Source organism: Flavobacterium anhuiense (assembly GCF_050990855.1).
In the GTDB taxonomy this organism is placed as follows: Bacteria; Bacteroidota; Bacteroidia; order Flavobacteriales; family Flavobacteriaceae; genus Flavobacterium; species Flavobacterium anhuiense_C.
The window spans coordinates 2103876-2125365 of sequence record NZ_CP158861.1 but is presented as its reverse complement, the minus strand read 5'-3'; the positions used below and the strand labels follow the sequence as shown (position 1 = coordinate 2125365).

Below are 21490 nucleotides of genomic sequence, written 5' to 3'. Positions count from 1 at the left end.
GAATCTTTTTATTTCACAAACTCGATCGCTTTAGCTAAAGCCTCACCAATTCCGTCAACATTTTTACCTCCTGCAGTTGCGAAGAAAGGCTGTCCTCCTCCTCCACCTTGGATGTATTTACCTAATTCGCGAACAACTTGTCCAGCGTTTAAGTTTTTGCTTGCTACAATTTCTTTAGAAACATAACATGTTAACATTGGTTTACCTTCGTGTGCTGTAGCCAAAACAACAAATAAATCGTTGTAAGCATTACCCAACTCGTAAGCCAAATCTTTTGCTCCTTCTGGATTTAAATCTACTTGTTTAGCCAAGAAACGAACTCCGTTGATTTCTTGCAATTCTTTAGCCAAATCAGCTTTCATATTTTTAGCTTTATCTTTCAATAGAGCTTCTAATTGTTTTTTCAATTGAGCATTTTCGTCTTGCAATGCCTGGATCGCTTTTACAGGATCTGGAGCATTTTTAAGCACTTCTTTGATTTCTCCAAAAGAAATTGCTTGAGACTCAAAATATTCTTTTGCTGCTTCACTTGTAATCGCTTCAATTCTTCTGATTCCAGCTGCAACAGCTCCTTCAGAAATAATTTTAAAGTGCCAGATATCAGATGTATTAGCAACGTGCGTTCCTCCACATAATTCGACAGAATCTCCGAATTTAATGGTACGAACTAAATCGCCATATTTTTCTCCAAATAATGCAATTGCACCATCTTCAAGAGCTTGATCTTTCGGAATTGCTCTTTTTTCGATTAATGGCAAACTCTCACGAATTCTTGCATTTACAAAGTTCTCCACTTCTAATAATTCCTCATCTGTAACTTTAGCAAAATGAGAAAAGTCAAAACGCAATGAAGCATTTCTTACCATCGAACCTTTTTGCTCAATATGCGTTCCTAAGATCTTACGCAAACCTTGGTGCAACAAGTGTGTAGCCGAGTGGTTTGACGAAGTTTTAGCTCTCTGAATCGCATCTACAACAGCATTGAAAGTTCCAGTAAGATTCTCTGGCAATGATTTTGCCAAATGTATCGTTTGGTTGTTTTCTTTTTTAGTGTCGATGATATAAATAATATCTCCGTTTTGCGCTTCCAAATATCCTTTATCTCCAGTTTGCCCTCCGCTTTCTCCGTAAAATGGAGTTGCATTGAAAACCAATTGGAAAATCTCTCCATCTTTTGCGCTTTCAACTCTACGGTATTTTGTAATCTTAACTTGTTGAGACAATCTGTCATAACCAACAAATTCCTGAACATCATCTTCAACAATTACGTGCCAATCTCCAGCCGTTACTTTAGAAGCTGCACGAGATCTTTCTTTTTGCAATTGCAGTTGTTCTTGGAAGCCTTTTTCATCCAATTTCAATCCTTTTTCTGAAAGGATCAAAGCGGTTAAATCGATTGGGAATCCGTATGTATCATACAATTCGAAAGCTTTTTTACCATCGATTGTGTCACCAGCATTATTTAAAATTACAGCATCCAAAAGAATCAATCCTTGATCTAATGTTTTAAGGAAAGAATTCTCTTCTTCGCGAATTACATTCGAAGCAAGTGCTTTTTGCGTTCTAATTTCTGGGAAAGAATCCCCCATTTGCTCGCTTAGTGTTTCAACCAATTTAAAAATAAATGGTTCTTTTGTACCTAAGAAAGTAAATCCGTAACGAATAGCACGACGTAAAATTCTACGAATTACATAACCAGCTCCAGTGTTAGAAGGCAACTGACCATCAGCAATAGCAAAAGCTACCGCACGAACGTGGTCTGCTACAACACGAATAGCGATGTTTACTTTTTCTTCAGCTTCGTTTGATGCTTTTACAGTATATTTTGCTCCAGTAATCGTTTCGATTTCTCTAATTAATGGCATGAAAACATCTGTATCATAATTAGATGTTTTTCCTTGCAATGCCATACACAAACGCTCAAATCCCATTCCGGTATCCACGTGCTGTGCAGGAAGTTTTTCTAGAGAACCATCCGCCTTACGGTTGAATTCCATGAATACATTATTCCAGATTTCAACAACTTGAGGGTGATCATTATTCACTAAACTTTTTCCTGAAACCAAAGCTTTTTCTTCTTCAGAACGTAAATCAACGTGAATTTCAGAACAAGGTCCGCATGGTCCTTGATCTCCCATTTCCCAGAAATTATCTTTTTTATTTCCTAAAATAATTCGGTCTTCGTCGATTAATGTTTTCCAGATATCCCAAGCTTCTTGATCAAACGGAACATTATCTTCTTTACTTCCTTCAAAAACAGAAACATAAAGATTCTCTTTTGGAATTTTATAAACTTCTGTCAATAATTCCCAAGCCCAGTTGATTGCTTCTTTTTTGAAGTAATCGCCAAAAGACCAGTTTCCAAGCATTTCAAACATTGTGTGGTGGTAGGTATCAATACCAACCTCCTCAAGATCATTATGTTTTCCTGAAACACGAAGACATTTTTGCGTATCGGCTATTCTTGGACTTTTTGGAGTTCCGTTCCCTAAGAAAAATTCTTTAAACTGGGCCATTCCCGAGTTATTGAACATAAGGGTTGGGTCGTCTTTAAGGACAATAGGAGCTGATGGAACAATAGTATGTCCTTTACTCTCAAAAAAATCTAAAAATTGTTTACGTACGTCTTGTGATTTCATATTTTAATTAGAAAATGTGTCTGTTAAATGTGGCAATTTGATAATTAGGCAATTAGATAATTTACTTATTTAAATGATGCTTGAATTTTAAAATTGAAAGTTAAAAACTTATGCTTTACAACAATAAATTCGCTATTTTGCGCATTATATAATTTAAGTAATTCTCCCCAAATTATCAAATTATTTTGTTCTTGTAAAAACACCCCAAACGACTGAAACATTTCTTAATATTCTTCGTCTAAGTTGTTTTACAAGCTGCAAAAATAGCGTATTTTAAAATATGGCGAAAGTAAAATATTATTACGACCCAGAAAATCTGGCTTATACAAAAATAAAAACCAGAAAAAGAATAAAAATTGGTTACGCATTCCTGTTTTTATTGGCTTCTGCACTATTTGGCTTTTTAGTTTTTGTGCTTTTAATCAACACTCCTTATTTCGAAACTCCAAAAGATCGTTTACAAGCCCGAGAAATTGAAAATTTAAAACTGCAATATGCCATTTTAAACAAAAAGCTGGACGAAATTGATGAGACCGCAGATGCACTCGAAGAACGTGACAATAATATTTATCGCGTTTATTTTAATAAAGCTGAAATTCCAGATTCTATCAGAAAAGCTGGCTTTAAAAATTCTGACCGATACAAACTTTTAGAAGGATATAACAATTCGCAATTGGTTTTAAACACCACAAAAAGAATTGATAAACTCTCAAAAGAATTGGCAATTCAATCTAAGTCATTAGATGAGATTTTGAAATTGGCTGGAGCCAAAGAAAATTTATTATTAGCAATTCCTGCCATTCAGCCAGTTCGAAATGAAAATTTAAAACGTGTCGCGTCAGGCTTTGGATATCGAATTGACCCTTTCACGAAAGTGCGAAAAATGCATAACGGAATGGATTTCACCGCCAATACAGGCGCTCCAATTTATGCAACAGGAGATGGCGTTATCGAAAGAGCTGACAATACCGCTTCGGGTTATGGAAATCATATTGTCATCAGGCACGGTTTTGGATATCAAAGTTTGTACGCGCATTTAAGCAAATACAACTGCCGTCCAGGACAGCACGTAAAACGCGGCGATGTTATTGGATTTGTCGGAAGTACAGGCCGATCTGAAGGTCCACATTGTCATTATGAAGTTCATAAAGACGGAAAAGTGGTCAATCCGTTGAATTTCTATTATGGAAATATTTCAGCTGTAGAATATGTGGCGATTTCACAAATGGCCAACCAAGAAAACCAATCATTAGATTAATAGTACAAAAAATACTATTTTTGAAATAAAATAGAAAAAAACGAACCATGCATATTGAACTTTCTAAAGACAAAAGATATTACAGTATTGGCGAAGTTGCCAAAGCTTTTAATGTCAATGCTTCTTTGATACGATTTTGGGACAGCGAATTTGACATTCTAAAACCTAAAAAAAATGCCAAAGGAAATAGGATGTTCACACCAGAAGACATTACCAACCTTCAACTGATTTATCACTTAGTAAAAGAAAGGGGATTTACGCTTGAAGGTGCCAAAACACACTTAAAAGAGGGTCAGAAGAAAACGTTAGATAAATTCGAAATAATACGTAAATTAGAGTCGATAAAAACGCAATTGAACGACATTAAAAATGAATTGTAATTAAAAATTGAAATAAACTTAAATCAAAACAAATATGAAAAAGTGGTTAATCCCTGTAGGAATTATTGTAGCACTTATTGCTATTATCGCATTTTGGTCGATTGGTATTAAAAATACTGCTTTGCAACATAGCCAAGCTGTAAATAAAGAATGGGGAAATGTTCAAACGGCTTACCAAAGACGTAATGATCTTATTGGGAATTTAGTAAACACTGTAAAAGGTGCTGCAGATTTTGAAAAAGGAACTTTAACTGCTGTAATCGAAGCTCGTGCAAAAGCGACTTCTGTAACTATTGATCCTAGCAATGTCACACCAGAACAATTGGCAGCTTTTAACCAAGCTCAAAGCGGAGTATCTTCTTCTTTATCGAGATTGTTGGTTTCTGTTGAGCAATATCCAACTTTAAAAGCAAACGAGAATTTCTTGAAATTACAAGACGAATTGGCAAGTACTGAAAACCAAATTTTAACTGCTAGAACTCGTTTTAACGAAGCTGTACAAGTTTACAACGGATATGTTTTAAAGATTCCTAACAACTGGTTCTTGAGCGAATACAAAGAAAAACCATATTTTGAAGCTTCTACTGGAGCAGACAAACCTGTTGAAGTAAAATTCTAATAGGCTTCAAATCTAAAATCAGCAATCTAAACTCTAAAATTAATCAGATGTCACAAGTAGAAGACTTTTTAACCAAAGAAGAAGAACAAGAAATTGTTGAAGCTATTCGTATGGCTGAGAATAATACTTCTGGTGAAATTAGAGTACATATAGAAAAAACAACTTCTAAAGTCCATTTTGATCGGGCTTTAGAAGTTTTTCATGAATTACGAATGGATGAAACTAAACTCAAAAATGGCGTATTGCTGTATTTTGCAGTTGAAGACAAAAACTTCGTGATTTGTGGAGACAAAGGAATTAATGATTTGGTAGCCAACGATTTTTGGGATTGTACCAAAGACATTATGACCAATCATTTTAAAGCTGGAAATTTTAAACAAGGAATTGTTGACGGTATTTTGAATGCCGGAGAACAGCTTAAAAAGTATTTTCCTTCTCAGGAAGATGATGTAAACGAACTATCTAACGAAATCTCAAAAGGATAAATAATGAAAAATTCCAAAATTCAAATCCCAAATTCCAATAGAATTTTTCAGATTACTTTTTTGTTTATCGCATTATTTATCAGCAATGCTATTTTTGCGCAATTTGAGATTCCGCCAAAACCAAGTTTTCAGACTTCTGTTTACGATTACGCTAATATTTTAAGCTCAACAGAAAAAGCACAATTAGAAGAAAAACTAATTCGCTATTCTGATTCTACTACTACTCAAATTGTTATTATAACGATCGAAAGTTTAAAAGGTGAAGATGTAAGTCAGTTAGCTACAAAATGGGGACAGACTTGGGGAATTGGAGGAACCGAAAAAGATGATAATGGAGTTGTCATTCTTTTGGCTAAAAATGAGAGGAAAATTGCCATCAATCCTGGTTACGGTCTTGAAGATCGTTTAACGGCAGGTATTGGCGGAACAATCATCAGAAATATTATTATACCAGAATTTAAAGCTGGAAGCTTTTACAACGGTCTTGATAAAGGAACTGATGCTATAATTGATGTTTTTAAAGGAAAATTTAAAGGCGAACGCAAAACAACCAATAAAGGACAGGACTTTCCTTTCTTGCCCTTCATTGTAATTGTTGTAATTATTCTAATTCTGCTTTCTCGAAACAAAAGAGGCGGTGGAGGAAATTCTGGCAATAATGGCGGTGGTGGTCCTAGCCTACTGGATGCCATTATTCTAAGTAATCTTGGAAGAAGCAGCGGCGGATTTGGAGGTTTCGGAGGCGGATCATCTGGCGGCGGTTTCGGCGGAGGCGGAGGCTTCGGCGGTGGATTTGGCGGCGGAGGTTTCTCTGGCGGAGGATCTAGCGGAGGCTGGTAAAACATTTTGTTTAAAGTTTTCTTGGTTTCACGTTTCAAGTTTTAGGTTTCAATAGTAAAATATCATACATTTACATTTTACAATTTAATATAGATGTTATCACATAAAGCAAAATACGCCCTTAAGGCCTTACTTTATTTAGCAGAACAAGACGAAAATCACATTTCTAGAACAGTGGAAATTGCTGAAGGGGCAAATATTCCTAAAAAGTTCCTAGAACAGATTTTGTTAGATCTAAAACGCGGTCGTTTTGTAAGCAGTAAGCAAGGAAAATTTGGCGGATATTATCTGATAAAGTCTAAAAATGACATTACTTTGGCAGAAATTCACCGATTATTTGACGGTGCAATTGCACTTTTGCCATGTGCTTCTCTAAATTTTTACGAGCCATGCTCTGATTGCAAAACCGAGTCTGAATGCAGTCTGCGTCACGGTTTAATGCTTATTAGAGACAAAACTTTGAAGGCTATGGAAGGCATTACAATCGCTTCATTAGTGAAGAAATAAAAAAATATTTTATAAAGTCTAGTAAATCGATAGAATTAATTATATATATTTGCCAAAAATAATTAACTAATCATTTACAAAATTTTAACTCATGAAAGTACATTCTAGTAAATCAGGTGGAAAAAATCTTTTGCAAAAAAACTATAATTATAAATTCACAACTGTGAATACTGCTTCATTTATGATGTGTATGTGTTGGTAAAAAAAATTTAATTTTAAATTCTACTAATCATATATACTTAATATAAAAATGAAAACATCTATAAAAAATATATTTACAATACTTGCAGTTTTAACGTTCTCAATCTCATTCGCACAAAAAATAGAAGGGGTTGTTACAACAGATCAAAATACTCCTTTAGAAGCAGCTAATGTGGTAATTAAGGGAACAACTTTTAGTACAATAACAGATTCTGAAGGAAGATTTTCGATAGAATCTCAAGGAAAATTACCGATTACACTTTTAGTTCAATACATAGGCTATAACACTGCCGAACTTGAAATTACAGCTATCCCAGCTTCGCCTCTATTGATTACGTTACGTGAAGAAAACAAACTTGTTGAAGTTGTGGTTTCTTCAAGAAGAAGAATCGAAAAAGTACAAGACGTGCCAATTGCTGTTTCTGTTGTGACAGGAAAACAAGCTGAGGCAGCAGGAGCGTTTAACGTAAACAGAATTAAAGAATTGGTTCCTTCTGTTCAACTGTATTCTTCTAATCCAAGAAATACTGGAATCAACATTAGAAGTTTAGGTTCGCCTTTCGGACTTACAAATGATGGTATCGATCCTGGAGTTGGTTTCTATGTTGACGGTGTTTATTATGCACGTCCTGCAGCGACAACTTTAGATTTTATAGATGTAGAGCAAATTGAAGTATTACGTGGGCCACAAGGTTCTTTATTTGGAAAAAACACTACTTCTGGAGCTTTTAATATTACGTCTCGCAAACCAAGTTTTACAACCGGTGCCGATTTTGAGCTTAGTTATGGAAATTATGCTTTTTTACAAGCTAAAGCATCTATCACTGGCGCATTAGGAAAAAAAGTAGCAGGACGAATCTCTTTCTCAGGAACACAACGCGATGGTTTAATCGATAACGTTGCAACAGGAAGAGCAACCAATACTTTGAATAACCAAGGTTTTAGAGGACAATTATTATGGACTCCTACAGAAAATACAAATATTACTTTTGCGGGAGATCTTACAACACAGCGTCCTGACGGATATGCACAGGTTGTTGCTGGTGTTGCCCCTACTCAAAGGGCTGCATACCGTCAGTTTGATGCTATTATTGCCGATTTAAACTATCAATTGCCAAGTTTAAATGCTTTTGACCGTAAGATAGATCATGACACACCTTGGCGTTCTGGACAAGATTTAGGAGGAGTTTCTCTTAACATTGACACCAAAATTGGAGGTGGAACGCTTACTTCTACAACTGCATGGCGTTTCTGGAACTGGGACCCTTCAAATGATAGAGATTTTACAGGATTACAGGTTTTAGCCAAATCTCAAAACCCTACAAGACAAACACAAATTACACAAGAAGTTCGTTATGCTGGACAAATAACTTCAAAGATTAGCGGTGTTGGTGGCGTATTCTTTATTGACCAAACTTCTCAGACTGATGGAACTGAAGAATCTGGAAATGCACAATGGAGATTCTCTCAAAGTACAACAAGCCCGTTATGGAAAACGCCTGGTCTTTTTGAAGGTTACGGAATTCATACTGATGCAAGAATTAGAGCTTCGAGTGCGGCAGTATTTGGACAATTGGATTGGTCAGTTACAGAGCGATTCCACATTTTGCCAGGTTTGAGATATAATTTTGATAAAAAAGACGCTAGTTATTCTCGTAAAACATATGGTGGTCTTCAAACAACAGATCCTGCCTTACTGGCTTTGAAAAAATCGGTTTACTCAGATCAAGCATTTGATTCGAATACAGATAATACAGACTTCTCTGGAAACATAACGCTTACATACAAAGCATCAGACAAAATCAATATTTATGCAACAGCTGCTAAAAGCTACAAACCAGTTGGAGTTAACGTAGCAGGACTTCCAACAAATGCAGCAGGGCAACCAATGACTGATCTTGCAGTGGTTAAGCCAGAAAAAGTATACCATTATGAAGTTGGAGTAAAAACATCTCCGTTTAAAAACTCAATCTTCAACTTAACGTTCTTTAATACAGACATCAAAGATTTCCAAACAAATGTTCAGGCAGCTGAATTGGGCGTAAACCGCGGCTATCTTGCCAATGCAGATAAAGTGCGTGTAAGAGGTGCTGAATTGGATGCAAGTTTTGTAATTAATTCGCACGTAACAATTAATGGTGCTGCAACGTATACAGATGGTAAATATGTGAAATTTACAAATGCACCACTTCCGTTAGAAGAAACTGGAGCGCCGGTTGCCTTCAAAGATGTTTCTGGAACAGAATTGCCGGGTGCATCAAGATGGGCAGGTTCTCTTGGTGGTGAACTATCAGATAATGCAAGATTCTTTGGTAATGCTGGAAAAATCTTCTTCGCAGCTGACGGATATGCTCGTTCTGAATTTTCTTCAAGCCCTTCGGCTTCAAAATATTTAGTAGTTCAAGGTTATGCCATCTTCAACGCTCGTTTAGGTTTCCGTGCTTCTCAAGGATTATCTATTCACATTTGGGGAAGAAACCTTTTCAATAAAGATTACTACGAGCAATTATTGCCTGCAGGTGGTAACTCAGGACAATACGCTGGGGTTATTGGTGATCAAAGAACTTACGGAGTTACATTTAAGTATTCTCTGTAAGCGGTTAGGTTAGTTAGTTTTAGCATTAAAACGAGATGTATTTAAAAATGCATCTCGTTTTTTATTTTCACAAAAAAAAGCATAAAACAGATTTTAAAATAATCTAGGAATGAGATCATTTGTATAAATTCGCAGCCTGAATTTATAACAATTGAACAGAACTCTTAAATTTATTTTTGCTTTACTCTTTATTAGCCAGCTAATTGCAGGGCAAAATCAAAGAAATATCGACCAACAAACTCTGACTTGGATTCGATATTACAATATCTTGCCATTATCTGAGAAATGGGCACTGCATTCTGAATTTGACAATCGAAGTTTTGTAAATCCTGTTCATGAAAATCTTTTTGTCATTAGATCACAGGCCCGATACAGAGCCAACAAAATGGTCGATTTAGGCGCTGGATTTGCTTTTTTCAGTGTGAATACTCAAAATCCAAATGTTGATCCTGATTATTCTGTTCCCGAATATCGAGGCCAGCAAGATGTGACTTTGATTAATGATATTGCCAAAATCACTTTTCATAATCGTTTTCAGCTGGAAGAACGCTTTATTCAAAAAGCAAACAAAACAGAACTGCTAGACGAATTCTCTTATGCTTTTAGATTTCGATACCGTTTGCAATCCATGTTTACGCTTTGGGAAAAAGAAGGCAGAAGCATAAAAGGAACTATCTCTGACGAAATTTTATTCAATTTCGGAAAAGACAATCGCAGAAATACTTTCGACCAAAACCGTTTTTATGTTGCGTTACGTTATCATTTCAATCCAAATATTGGTGTGGAATTGGGCTATTTAAAGAACTTTCAAAGACGTGCCAGCGGTGTAGATTTTTACGATCGTGATATTATTCGACTTACAGTTTACCACAAGATTAATCGGAAGTTCTAAGATTCTAAGATTCTAAGATTCTAAGATTCTAAGATTCTAAGATTCTAAGATTCTAAGATTCTAAGATTCTAAGATTCTAAGATTCTAAGATTCTAAGATTCTAAGATTCTAAGATTCTAAGATTCTAAGATTCTAAGATTCTAAGATTCTAAGATTCTAAGATTCTAAGATTCTAAGATTCTAAGATTCTAAGATTCTTTAAAAAAATGGCAAATCAAAATTGATTTGCCATTTTTTTAAAGACTTTCTTCCTTTGTCTCTTTACTACTAAAAAAACTTAGTCCCTCAGCACCTTAGCACCTTAGCACCTAAAAAAAATCTACGCTCCTCTTTGCTTTCTTCCTTTTTTGCTTTCAGCAAAATTTCCAATTTTATAAGCTAGAGAAAACATTACATATCGTTTTAAAACTGTGTTTTCTTCATCACGAATAGATGTTGGCGATATAGTTCTTGTTGCGCTTTGGTTCTGATTTAAAACGTCATATACTTTTACTTTTGCGTATAATTTTTTATCCAAGAATCCGTAAGACAAACTTGTGTTCCAAAGAAAAAAGTCCTTTTTGAAATCGTCTGAAATATTCGAATTATACGTATATCCAAAATCATTTCCGAAGATTAAATTGGCTGGCCAATACGAAGTGGTTTGCATATTAATTCTATGAATCACGTTTGAAGTAGCGTCTCTAGAATAATTCTCGTATCGCGTTTCGTTATAAGATAAGCTGTAAGAAGGCGCAATCGAAAGTACTTCTCCATAATCGTAAGAAGCATAAACGCTTGGTGTAATTACGACAGATTTGGCATTATACATAACTGCGTTTGTAAACCCTTTATCAAAATTGTAATTACCGCTTAAACGAAGGCCATATCGAAGCGTGTGCGCATCTTTTTTAATCTGCTGATTCCAGTTTCCTCCAACTGAAGCCGAATAAGTTCCTGAAATATTTACGTAAGTTGTATTTCTTTTTCCACTTTCATCATAAATAGAAGTCGAAACGATATCATTGTTATAGTAATCTCCTCTAAGAAATAAACTGTAGCCAGAACGTGTTCTAAAATCAAAATTTTTAAAATCGATACCAGCAGTATTTTTTTCGATAGGGTTTAAGTTCGGGTTACCAATAACACTATTCAACGGATTATTCAAATCGGCAACCGGCATTAATTGTGTTGCCGACGGAAGCGTATTAGAATAATCGTATTTAAACGTCAAATTTTTAGAACGGTTAAATTTATAGCGAAGCTGAGCCGTTCCGTATGGAAGCATATATCTTTTATTCAAATCAGTTGCTTGATTTAAATAAAACGAATGGTTATCAAACTCTACAATTGACGTTCTTGAATTGATATTAAGACTAAACTTGCTTTTTTGCCAAGAGATACCCACTTTTGGCGCTATCGAATTTTGTTTTGATGTTGTATAATTCGTTAACGATAAGTTTAAATCTGAATAGTCCTGCGAAGCATCATCAAAATTGTATGTCTTTTGATCGTTCATCGAACTTTGCCAGTCGAAATCGGTTCCAAAACGAACACGAAGGGAATCTGTAATTGGTTCTGTATATTCTAAATCAAGCGAATAAGCATCACTTTTCGAAGTATTTTTCGCGTTCTGATTTCTTTCATCATTTGGTTTTGCATCCTGATAGAAAATTGTCTCAGAAATATTGATAGCATTCGAATCATTTTTAGTGTTATTGTTATTAAAAACCACACTTAAATTTCGAGATTTCTTTTCGAAAGTTTTATTGAAATTAATGCTGTTGGCAAAACTCGTATTCGAACTTTCAGTATTCGATGTTGCCGTACTTTCATTCAATGCTTCGCCATTTTCATTTTCAGAGAAAGACGACGACGAAGAGCTGTTGTTTGATTCTGACAGATTCAGTTTTGGAGCAAAAACGATCTGCATCGTAGGATCGATTTTATATTCTAGCTCAAAATTGACTTTATTTCCAGTGTTTTCATTTCTGGTTTTAGCGTCTGCTTCTGTCAAAATATTTCCTGTCGGCAACAAGCTAAGCTGATTCGATTTGCTTTCGTTTTTAGTCACCGCATTCGTAAAGTTGTAACTGCTCATAAACTCCAAATCCTTTGACCAATCATCAGAATAATTAATACCAGCCAAAGTAGACTGCGTAATTCCTTTTCCGCCACTGCTTGCGCCTTGATTGCCTTTTGCATTACGTCCACCTCCCATATTATCAAAAACTTCATCCATAGAAAACCCAGTTGAGTTGATATTATTGGAGGAAGCTAAAACGCTAATTTTTTGTTTATTTTTAAAGAAGTTCATCATCAAACTGCTTTCGTAGCGTTCGTCTGAACCATATCCGCCAAGAACTTTTCCAAAATATCCTTTGTTTTTCTTTTCGTCAATGGTAATATTAATACTCGAATAATCTGAAGTGGATTCCTGCTTAGAAAGTTCTTCCTTTTTGGTTTTAAAATCAGAAACCTGAACTTTTTTAATAATATCTGCTGGAAGATTTTTGATGGCAATCGCCCCATCTTTGTCAAAAAATGCTTTTCCGTTGACTAAAACCTGATTGACTTCTCGTCCATTTACCGTAATTTTCCCTGTATTATCTACATCAAATCCTGGTAACTGTTTCAGTAAAGTCTCCACATTTGCATCTGGACGCACTTTGTACGAGCCTGCATTAAATTCTAAAGTATCTTTTTTTATGGTAATGGGCGGCGCTTCGCTTTTAATTACCACTTCATTTAAGACATTTGCGTTTTCAAGCATATACAGCTTACCGAAGTCTTTACTTTCCGTCAGTCCTTTTTGTTCTTCGTAATACGCTTGATATCCCGTATAATTTACTTTTAAGAAAACTGGTTTATCATACTTTTTTGTATTGATAATAAAGTTTCCATTTTTATCTGTAGTAGCATATTCGATAATGGTAGAATCTTTTACAGCTGTAAAATAAACGGTAGCGAGTTCTAGCGGAAGCTGCGAGTTTATATCTACTACAGTTCCTTTAATAACAACATTGTTCTGGGCATTTGCTGAATAAACAAAAGCTAAAAACAATAGAAATGAATAAATCTTGGTCATAAAATTGGGTTAGTTAGATTGGTAAGACTTAAAAAAACACAAAAGGTTTAATTGTATTTTTTACATTTATTCAAATATAGTGCCAATAAAAAATTGATCTTATAATTATCATAGACACCGAACATAAAAAAATCCCCTATTCGAGGGGATTCTTTTTTTATTTTTCTCTTATATAAATATCGATTGGAACTCCTGCAAAATCCCATTTCTCTCTAATTTTATTCTCAAGGAATCGCTTATAAGGCTCTTTAACATATTGAGGCAAATTAGCAAAAAATACAAATTGCGGCGTTGCTGTTGGCAATTGCATGCAATATTTAATTTTTACATATTTTCCTTTCGTCGCTGGTGGCGGGTAACCTTCAATTACTTTCAACATATATTCATTGAATTTTGAAGTTGAAATTCTTTGTTGTCTATTCTCGAAAACTTGAACTGTCGTTTCTAATGCTTTCAATAAACGCTGTTTTGTTAAAGCAGAAACAAATAAAATTGGCACATCTGTAAAAGGCATCAATTCTTTTTTGATTTTCTCTTCGTAATCACGAGTAGACATCGTATCTTTTTCTACCAAGTCCCATTTGTTTACCAAAATAACAACACCTTTACGGTTTTTCTCAGCCAACCAGAAAATACTTTGGTCTTGACCTTCAAATCCGCGAGTTGCATCGATAACCAATATACAAATATCTGCATGCTCAATTGCTCTAACAGAACGCATTACAGAATAAAACTCTAAATCTTCTTTTACTTTTGCTTTACGGCGAATTCCCGCAGTATCAACTAAATTGAATTCAAAACCAAAACGATCGAATTTCGTATCAATTGCATCACGAGTTGTTCCAGCAATATCGGTTACCATAAAACGATCCTGCCCAATTAATGCATTGATGAAACTTGATTTTCCAGCATTAGGACGACCAACTACAGCAAAACGAGGCAAAACAACTTCTGGTGTAACTGGTTCTGGTTTTACTGGGAAAGCTTCAATTAAAGCATCCAACAAATCTCCTGTTCCGCTTCCAGAAATACTTGCAAAAGTGTAGTATTCGCCTAAACCAAGATTGTAAAACTCCACTGCGTCTTTTTCGCGCATTGCGTTATCAACCTTGTTTACAGCCAATAAAACTGGTTTTGTTACTTTACGAAGCAATTTTGCAACGGTTTCGTCCATTGGCGTAATTCCTTCTTCTACATCAACCACAAAAATAATAACATCGGCTTCGTCGATAGCAAGTTCTACCTGTTTACGAATTTCACCTTCGAAAACGTCATCAGACCCTCGAACGTATCCACCTGTATCAATGACAGAAAACTCTTTTCCGTTCCACTCGCTTTTACCATAGTTTCTATCACGGGTAACCCCAGATACTGAATCTACAATAGCTTCTCTTCTTTGTATCAGCCTATTAAACAGGGTCGATTTCCCTACGTTAGGTCTTCCTACTATCGCAACAATGTTATTACTCATTTTTTTGAATTTTAGATTTTAAATTTCAGATTTTAGATTTTTAGTTTCCTAAAATGCTAATAACCTGTAATCCAAAATGCTTTGTTTTAATTTTTTGCAAAGGTAGTTAAAAAAGTGACTAAGTCGCTAAGATTCTAAATACCTAAGTTTTTATTTTGTTTCATGTTCAAAGTTTCAAGTTTTTAAGCTCTGTATTCAACTTGAAACCTGAAACTTGAAACAATTAAGACTACTGATTATATCCGAATCTCTTCAACATATTAGCGTTGCTTCTCCAGTTTTTGTTCACTTTTACGTAAAGTTCAATATGAATTTGTTTTCCGAAGAATTTCTCTAAATCAGCACGAGCATCTGTTCCAACTTTTTTAAGAGCAGCACCTTTATGTCCGATGATGATTCCTTTTTGCGTATCGCGCTCTACCATAATTACCGAACGGATTCTGATAATATTTTCATCTTCATGAAATTCTTCTGTCACGATTTCAACCGCATACGGAATCTCTTTGCTGTAATTCAATAAGATTTTCTCGCGAATCGTTTCGTTTACAAAGAAACGCTCTGGTTTATCTGTTAATTGATCTTTAGGATAATAAGCCGGAGATTCTGGTAATAATTCGATAATTCTTCCAAAAACTTCGGGAACGTTGAAATTCTGCAAAGCCGAAATTGGGAAAATCTCTGCATTTGGCACTTTTTCTTTCCAGAAAGAAACTTGTTGTTCTAATTGCTCTTGGTTGGAATTGTCAATTTTATTTAAAAGTAATAAAACCGGAATCTTAGCATGAATGATTTTCTTAAAAAAATCTTCGTCTTTAAGGTCCTGCTCGCCTATTTCGACCATGTAAATTAAAATATCAGCATCTTCAAAAGCCGATTTTACAAAGTTCATCATCGATTCCTGCATTTCGTATGCCGGTTTTATAATTCCAGGAGTATCAGACAAAACCAATTGAAAGTCTTCTCCGTTTACGATTCCTAAAATTCTATGACGTGTAGTTTGTGCTTTTGATGTAATGATCGACAATCGTTCTCCAACGAATGCATTCATTAATGTTGATTTTCCAACATTTGGATTCCCGATGATGTTTACAAAACCTGCTTTATGTGACATTTGCATAATATTTAATTTGCAAAGGTAGTCATATCAACCGAATACGGAAAATAAAAGATTTTTTAAAATTTTCATTGGAATTCTCAAAAATCGGCGTATCTTTGCACCCGAACATCGCGGGATAGAGCAGTAGGCAGCTCGTCGGGCTCATAACCCGAAGGTCACAGGTTCGAGTCCTGTTCCCGCTACAAGTAAAAAGCTTCAGAGAAATCTGGAGCTTTTTTTTATTCTAAATTTTAACAGCTCTTCAGGCTCATATCCGCCACGGCGGACACAGGTTCGAGTCTTCGCTGCGGCGAACTACTAAGAGAAAAGCTTCAGAGAAATCTGGAGCTTTTTTTTGTTTAACAAACCTTCATTGACATTCTATTCCAGCTATTTTATTTAACATAAAAAGTCTTAATTTTTAAAAGTGCTCTCAATTTAGAAATTAAATGCTAAATTAGCTAACTATCATCCTCGCCTTTAATTATTTGCATATATAAATCCCCGTAGAAAAACCAAACCATAATCTTAGTTAAGTTTAATGCTGGTAAACAAACAAAATAATAATCGGTTAATTACATTTATAGATACCGAAATCGAATCGGTGAAAGGTAAAATCCTTGATATAGGTGCAATTAAAGAAGACGGCAATCATTTTCACGATGCTTCTTTAGGATATTTTACCGAATTCTTAAAAGGTAGCGAATATATCTGTGGCCATAATATTTTAAATCACGACATTAAATATATTGGCAAAACAATTCATGATGCAGGAATTAACCCTTCGAATATCATTGACACATTACATTTATCTCCATTATTATTCCCAACAAAACCTTACCATTCACTAGTAAAAGACGACAAACTTCAGACAGAGGAACTAAACAATCCTTTAAACGATTCAATTAAAGCACAAGATTTATTTAATAGTGAAGTTGCCACTTTTTGGCAAACTGACGAAACTCTAAAAGAAATTTTATATCTGCTTTTAAATCGTACAAAAGAATTTGGAGCTTTTTTCCGATTTGTCAATTATCAAAATAGAAGCTCGAATGTAGAATCTAAAATCAGATTAAAGTTTCAAGGCGAAATTTGCGAGCAATCAAATTTAACCAAACTAATATCTGAGAACCCTATTGAATTGGCGTATTGCATTTCTTTGATACATTCATTTATTCTCCATAAAAAGGTTCATTCAATCACACCTCCTTGGGTGTTAAAAAATTATCCCGAGGTCGAGCGAATAATGCTGCTATTACGAAGCAAGCCTTGTTTGACCGGCTGTAATTATTGTAATAATGCCTTAAACATTCACAAAGGTTTAAAAAAGTTTTTTGGTTTTGATTCGTATCGAACTTATGGTGGCGAACCGCTTCAGGAGAAAGCTGTCAAAGCTGCTGTAAAAAATAAATCGGTATTGGCTGTTTTTCCAACTGGTGGTGGAAAGTCAATTACATTTCAAGTTCCAGCACTTATGAGTGCAGAAAACTCTAAAGCATTAACGATTATAATTTCTCCTCTTCAATCGTTAATGAAAGATCAAGTTGACAATCTTGAAAAAAACGGAATAACCGAAGCTGTAACAATCAACGGATTATTAGATCCAATTGAAAGAGCCAAATCTATTGAAAGGATTGAAGATGGCTCTGCTTCCATCCTATACATTTCGCCCGAATCACTGCGTTCAAAAACTATCGAAAAGCTCATTTTAGGCAGAAAAACAGCTCGCTTTGTAATTGATGAAGCGCATTGCTTTTCATCTTGGGGTCAGGACTTTAGGGTCGATTATCTGTATATTGGCGATTTTATAAGATTAATTCAGGAAAAGAAAAATCTTGAAGACAGCATACCTGTATCTTGCTTTACAGCAACAGCCAAACAAAAAGTAATCGAAGATATTAGAGATTATTTTCGTGAGAAACTTTCGTTGGATCTCGAAATTTTTACTTCAAAAGCATCAAGAACCAACCTTAATTACAAAGTTTTCAAAAAGCAAAATGAAGACGAAAAATATCTCGCCGTCAGAGATTTAATTGAGGAAAAAAATTGTCCGACAATTATCTATGTATCTAGAACCCTCAGAGCTTATAAACTTGCCGAACAACTATTAAAAGACGGTTTTAATGCCAAACCATATCATGGCAAAATGGATAAAAAGGAAAAGACTGAAAACCAGAATCTTTTTTTAAACGGTGACACACAAATTATGGTCGCCACTTCTGCATTTGGTATGGGCGTAGACAAGAAAGATGTAGGCCTAGTTATTCATTATGAAATATCAGATTCACTTGAAAACTATGTTCAGGAAGCTGGACGCGCAGGCAGAGATGAAAATATTTCGGCTGATTGTTTTGTATTGTTTAACGAGGAGGACCTCAGCAAGCACTTTATCTTACTTAATCAGACTAAGTTATCCATAAAAGAAATTCAGCAGATATGGAAAGCAATAAAAGATATTACAAGATTCCGATCGAAAGTATCTAATTCTGCATTAGAAATTGCCCGAAAGGCGGGTTGGGACGATAATGTTGCAGAAATAGAAACACGCGTAACTACCGCAATAGCAGCTTTAGAAGATGCTGGATATTTAAAACGTGGGCAGAATATGCCAAGAATTTTTGCCAGCAGCATTTTATCTAAAAATGCTCAGGAAGCTATTGATAAAATAAACTCTTCTAAAAAATTTGAAGAAAAGCAGAAAGAACAAGGTGTACGCATTATAAAAAAACTTTTTTCTAGTAAAAGTAGAAAAGAGAACAACAATGAAACTCCAGAATCAAGAGTAGACTATATTAGTGATCATTTAGGCATTGTAAGAGAAGAGGTTATAAACATTGTAAACTTATTAAGAGAAGAAAATATTTTGGCCGATGCCAAAGACTTGACTGCATTTATAAAAAATACAGACAATAAAAACCGCTCTCTTGCCATTGTAGATTCATACAGCAAAATTGAAAACTTTCTACTCTCAGTATTAAAAGAAGAAGAAAGTATTTTTCATTTGAAAGAACTAAACGAGTTTGCTGAAAAAAAAGGCTATGAAGGAGTAAGCATAAATAAACTAAAAACGATAATTAACTTTTGGTCTATTAAAAACTGGATTAAAGGAAAAAATTTAGATCATTTTAAGAATCATATTGCTGTGCTCTGTCTGCAAAGCAAAAAGCAATTAATAGATAAGCTTGAAATACGACACGAACTTGCAAAATTTATTGTTGATTTTTTTTATAACAAAACAATTACTGAGCAGGCAAAAGTGCAGACAGAGAAAGATGAAATTTTGGTAGAGTTCTCAGTTCACGAATTAAAGACTGCTTATGATAATAGTCTCAACTTTTTCAAAAAAGAGATAACTTTCTACGATATTGAAGACACTTTATTCTATCTTTCTCGAATTGAAGCAATAAAGATTGAAGGCGGTTTTCTGGTTGTTTATAATGCTTTAACCATCGAGCGAACTGAACAAGATAATAAAAAACGATATACGAAAGACGATTATCAAAAGCTTAACCAATTTTACGAAAGTAAAATCCAGCAAATCCATATTGTTGGCGAATATGCCGAAAGAATGATTGATGATTATAGGAACGCTCTTCAGTTTGTAGAAGATTATTTTCAGCTCAATTATAACTCCTTTTTAAACAAATATTTTAAAGGCAGCGACAGACAGAACGAAATTAGAAGAAATATTACCCCTCGAAAATTCCAACAGTTATTCGGAGAACTTTCTCCATCCCAACTAAAAATTATAAAAGACAACGAAACACAACACATAGTTGTAGCCGCGGGCCCAGGCAGTGGCAAAACAAAGGTTTTAGTACATAAATTGGCTTCACTATTATTAATGGAAGATGTTAAGCATGAACAATTATTGATGCTGACATTTTCTAGAGCTGCGGTTATAGAATTCAAAAAGCGTTTATTACAACTGATTGGCAATGCCGCAAACTTTATTGAAATTAAAACATTCCATTCGTACTGTTTTGACCTTTTGGGCAAAGTTGGCTCTTTAGAAAAATCGACAGATATTTTAAACCTGACGGTTGAAAGAATCAAAAATGGCGATGTCGAAGCGAATAAAATTACTAAGACCGTTTTGGTAATTGACGAAGCCCAAGATATGAATGCAGATGAGTTTGCGCTAATAAATGCATTGATGCATCAGAATGAAGAAATGAGAGTTATTGCTGTAGGAGATGACGACCAAAACATTTACGAATTTAGAGGAGCCAGTTCTAAATATCTAGAGCAGTTTATTTATGAAAACAAAGCTATAAAATACGAATTAGTCGAAAACTATCGCAGTAAAAGTAATCTCGTCACCTTCTCTAACCAATTTCTCAAACAAATACAGCACCGCCTAAAAGAAACGCCCATTATTGCTAATCAAACAGATAATGGAAAAATCAAAGTTATCAATTATAAAAACTGCAATCTAATTACTCCTCTCGTAAAAAATATTGAAAATGCAGAACTCTCTGGAACTACTTGCATAATTACAAAAACTAACGAAGAGGCTGTAAAAGTTACAGGATTACTTTTAATGAATGGCATAAAAGCAAAATTAATACAATCTAATGATGGCTTTAATTTATACAATCTTGTAGAAGTTCGCTTCTTTTTAAATAAAGTAGATTGTGGAGTTGATATTTATACAATTAGTGATGAAGTCTGGAATAATGCCAAAAAAGAGCTTAATAATACTTTTTGTAATAGCAATAAGTTGGAAATCTGCCTCAACATTATCAAAGATTTTGAAACTACTAATCCTACGAGAAAGTACAAATCTGATTTAGAAGTTTTAATTCGAGAATCTAAACTGGAGGATTTTTATAGTGAAAATGGCGAAACCATTTTTGTTTCAACCGTTCATAAAGCAAAAGGAAAAGAGTTTGACAATGTATTTCTTCTCCTTGAGAAATTTAATATGGACACAGACGAAGCTAAGCGTCAATTGTATGTAGCAATGACCAGAGCAAAAAGCAATTTAAATATTCATCTAAATGCAGACTATCTGAATCATTTGACCGCTGAAAATCTCGAACAAATAACTGATATAGAAATGTATTCTGCACCTGATAAAATTGCAATCCATGCCACTTTCAAAGATATTTGGCTAGATTACTTCATTAACAGACAGCCTTTAATTTCTCAACTCAAATGTGGAGACAGACTGCATATTGATGGGAATGAATGCTTAAATTCTAACGGACAATCTGTCTTAAAATTCTCAAAGCAATTCATTGAAAAAATTGAGATAATGAAATCAAAAAACTATCAGCTCAGAAGTGTAAATGTGAATTTCATATTACATTGGTTTAAGGAAGAAACTTCACAGGACATCAAAATTATTTTACCTGAACTTTATTTTGAAATTATTGAGCTAAAGTAAAAAGCTAATATTTGAAACTTTAAGTTCAAATTCCTGTTTCTGTCAAT

13 protein-coding genes and 1 tRNA gene are annotated in these 21490 nt (G+C 34.6%); 10 read left to right on the top strand and 4 right to left on the bottom strand.

Features of this window, described 5'->3' with window-relative positions; translation table 11 throughout:
- Positions 1-8: 8 nt before the first annotated feature.
- Entirely contained in the window at positions 9-2639 is a 2631-nt protein-coding gene (gene alaS, locus ABTV69_RS09575) for an alanine--tRNA ligase (RefSeq protein ID WP_433835790.1), read from the bottom strand.
- Between the two features lie 280 nt (positions 2640-2919).
- Between alaS and ABTV69_RS09570 the strand changes: the two genes are divergently transcribed.
- The 8 genes from ABTV69_RS09570 (at position 2920) to ABTV69_RS09535 (ending at position 10417) form a co-directional block, all read left to right on the top strand.
- A complete protein-coding gene (locus ABTV69_RS09570) occupies positions 2920-3897 on the top strand; it encodes a peptidoglycan DD-metalloendopeptidase family protein (RefSeq protein ID WP_433835788.1) in 978 nt (325 codons plus the stop codon).
- A gap of 47 nt (positions 3898-3944) precedes the next feature.
- Positions 3945-4277, top strand: a complete 333-nt coding sequence (locus ABTV69_RS09565; protein WP_012023968.1) for a MerR family transcriptional regulator — start codon at positions 3945-3947, stop codon at positions 4275-4277.
- Between the two features lie 34 nt (positions 4278-4311).
- Positions 4312-4896: a LemA family protein gene (locus ABTV69_RS09560; protein WP_095928713.1), complete on the top strand. Its 585-nt coding sequence runs from the start codon at positions 4312-4314 to the stop codon at positions 4894-4896.
- A gap of 47 nt (positions 4897-4943) precedes the next feature.
- Complete coding sequence (locus ABTV69_RS09555; RefSeq protein ID WP_433835786.1) at positions 4944-5381, top strand: TPM domain-containing protein; 438 nt, start codon at positions 4944-4946, stop codon at positions 5379-5381.
- 3 nt (positions 5382-5384) lie between these two features.
- Positions 5385-6221, top strand: a complete 837-nt coding sequence (locus ABTV69_RS09550; protein WP_433835784.1) for a TPM domain-containing protein — start codon at positions 5385-5387, stop codon at positions 6219-6221.
- 93 nt (positions 6222-6314) lie between these two features.
- Entirely contained in the window at positions 6315-6728 is a 414-nt protein-coding gene (locus ABTV69_RS09545; RefSeq protein ID WP_008467009.1) for an RrF2 family transcriptional regulator, read from the top strand.
- Between the two features lie 250 nt (positions 6729-6978).
- Entirely contained in the window at positions 6979-9525 is a 2547-nt protein-coding gene (locus ABTV69_RS09540) for a TonB-dependent receptor (RefSeq protein WP_433835782.1), read from the top strand.
- A 151-nt stretch (positions 9526-9676) separates the two neighbouring features.
- Positions 9677-10417 (top strand): DUF2490 domain-containing protein, encoded by a 741-nt coding sequence (locus ABTV69_RS09535; RefSeq protein ID WP_433835780.1) that lies wholly within the window; start codon positions 9677-9679, stop codon positions 10415-10417.
- Positions 10418-10736: 319 nt separating this feature from the next.
- On the opposite strand, the gene ABTV69_RS09530 is transcribed toward ABTV69_RS09535, so the two are convergent.
- The 3 genes from ABTV69_RS09530 to era form a co-directional block, all read right to left on the bottom strand.
- The gene (locus ABTV69_RS09530) at positions 10737-13484 is read right to left on the bottom strand and encodes an outer membrane beta-barrel protein (RefSeq protein ID WP_433835778.1); all 2748 of its coding nucleotides are present in this window, start codon (positions 13482-13484) and stop codon (positions 10737-10739) included.
- A gap of 157 nt (positions 13485-13641) precedes the next feature.
- Entirely contained in the window at positions 13642-14955 is a 1314-nt protein-coding gene (der, locus tag ABTV69_RS09525; RefSeq protein WP_433835776.1) for a ribosome biogenesis GTPase Der, read from the bottom strand.
- 229 nt (positions 14956-15184) lie between these two features.
- On the bottom strand, positions 15185-16066 hold the full coding sequence (era, locus tag ABTV69_RS09520) for a GTPase Era (RefSeq protein ID WP_144215214.1): 882 nt from the start codon (positions 16064-16066) through the stop codon (positions 15185-15187).
- 115 nt (positions 16067-16181) lie between these two features.
- On the opposite strand from era, the gene ABTV69_RS09515 reads away from it, so the two are divergent.
- Positions 16182-16254: transfer RNA gene (locus ABTV69_RS09515), tRNA-Met, on the top strand.
- 338 nt (positions 16255-16592) lie between these two features.
- Positions 16593-21443, top strand: a complete 4851-nt coding sequence (locus ABTV69_RS09510; RefSeq protein ID WP_433835773.1) for a RecQ family ATP-dependent DNA helicase — start codon at positions 16593-16595, stop codon at positions 21441-21443.
- Positions 21444-21490 lie beyond the last annotated feature (47 nt).

Coding starts and splice junctions, on each gene's coding strand:
- alaS (WP_433835790.1), bottom strand. CDS start 2,639: ATGAAATCACAAGACGTACGTAAACAATTTTTAGATTTTTTTGAGAGT.
- ABTV69_RS09570 (WP_433835788.1), top strand. CDS start 2,920: ATGGCGAAAGTAAAATATTATTACGACCCAGAAAATCTGGCTTATACA.
- ABTV69_RS09565 (WP_012023968.1), top strand. CDS start 3,945: ATGCATATTGAACTTTCTAAAGACAAAAGATATTACAGTATTGGCGAA.
- ABTV69_RS09560 (WP_095928713.1), top strand. CDS start 4,312: ATGAAAAAGTGGTTAATCCCTGTAGGAATTATTGTAGCACTTATTGCT.
- ABTV69_RS09555 (WP_433835786.1), top strand. CDS start 4,944: ATGTCACAAGTAGAAGACTTTTTAACCAAAGAAGAAGAACAAGAAATT.
- ABTV69_RS09550 (WP_433835784.1), top strand. CDS start 5,385: ATGAAAAATTCCAAAATTCAAATCCCAAATTCCAATAGAATTTTTCAG.
- ABTV69_RS09545 (WP_008467009.1), top strand. CDS start 6,315: ATGTTATCACATAAAGCAAAATACGCCCTTAAGGCCTTACTTTATTTA.
- ABTV69_RS09540 (WP_433835782.1), top strand. CDS start 6,979: ATGAAAACATCTATAAAAAATATATTTACAATACTTGCAGTTTTAACG.
- ABTV69_RS09530 (WP_433835778.1), bottom strand. CDS start 13,484: ATGACCAAGATTTATTCATTTCTATTGTTTTTAGCTTTTGTTTATTCA.
- der (WP_433835776.1), bottom strand. CDS start 14,955: ATGAGTAATAACATTGTTGCGATAGTAGGAAGACCTAACGTAGGGAAA.
- era (WP_144215214.1), bottom strand. CDS start 16,066: ATGTCACATAAAGCAGGTTTTGTAAACATCATCGGGAATCCAAATGTT.
- ABTV69_RS09510 (WP_433835773.1), top strand. CDS start 16,593: ATGCTGGTAAACAAACAAAATAATAATCGGTTAATTACATTTATAGAT.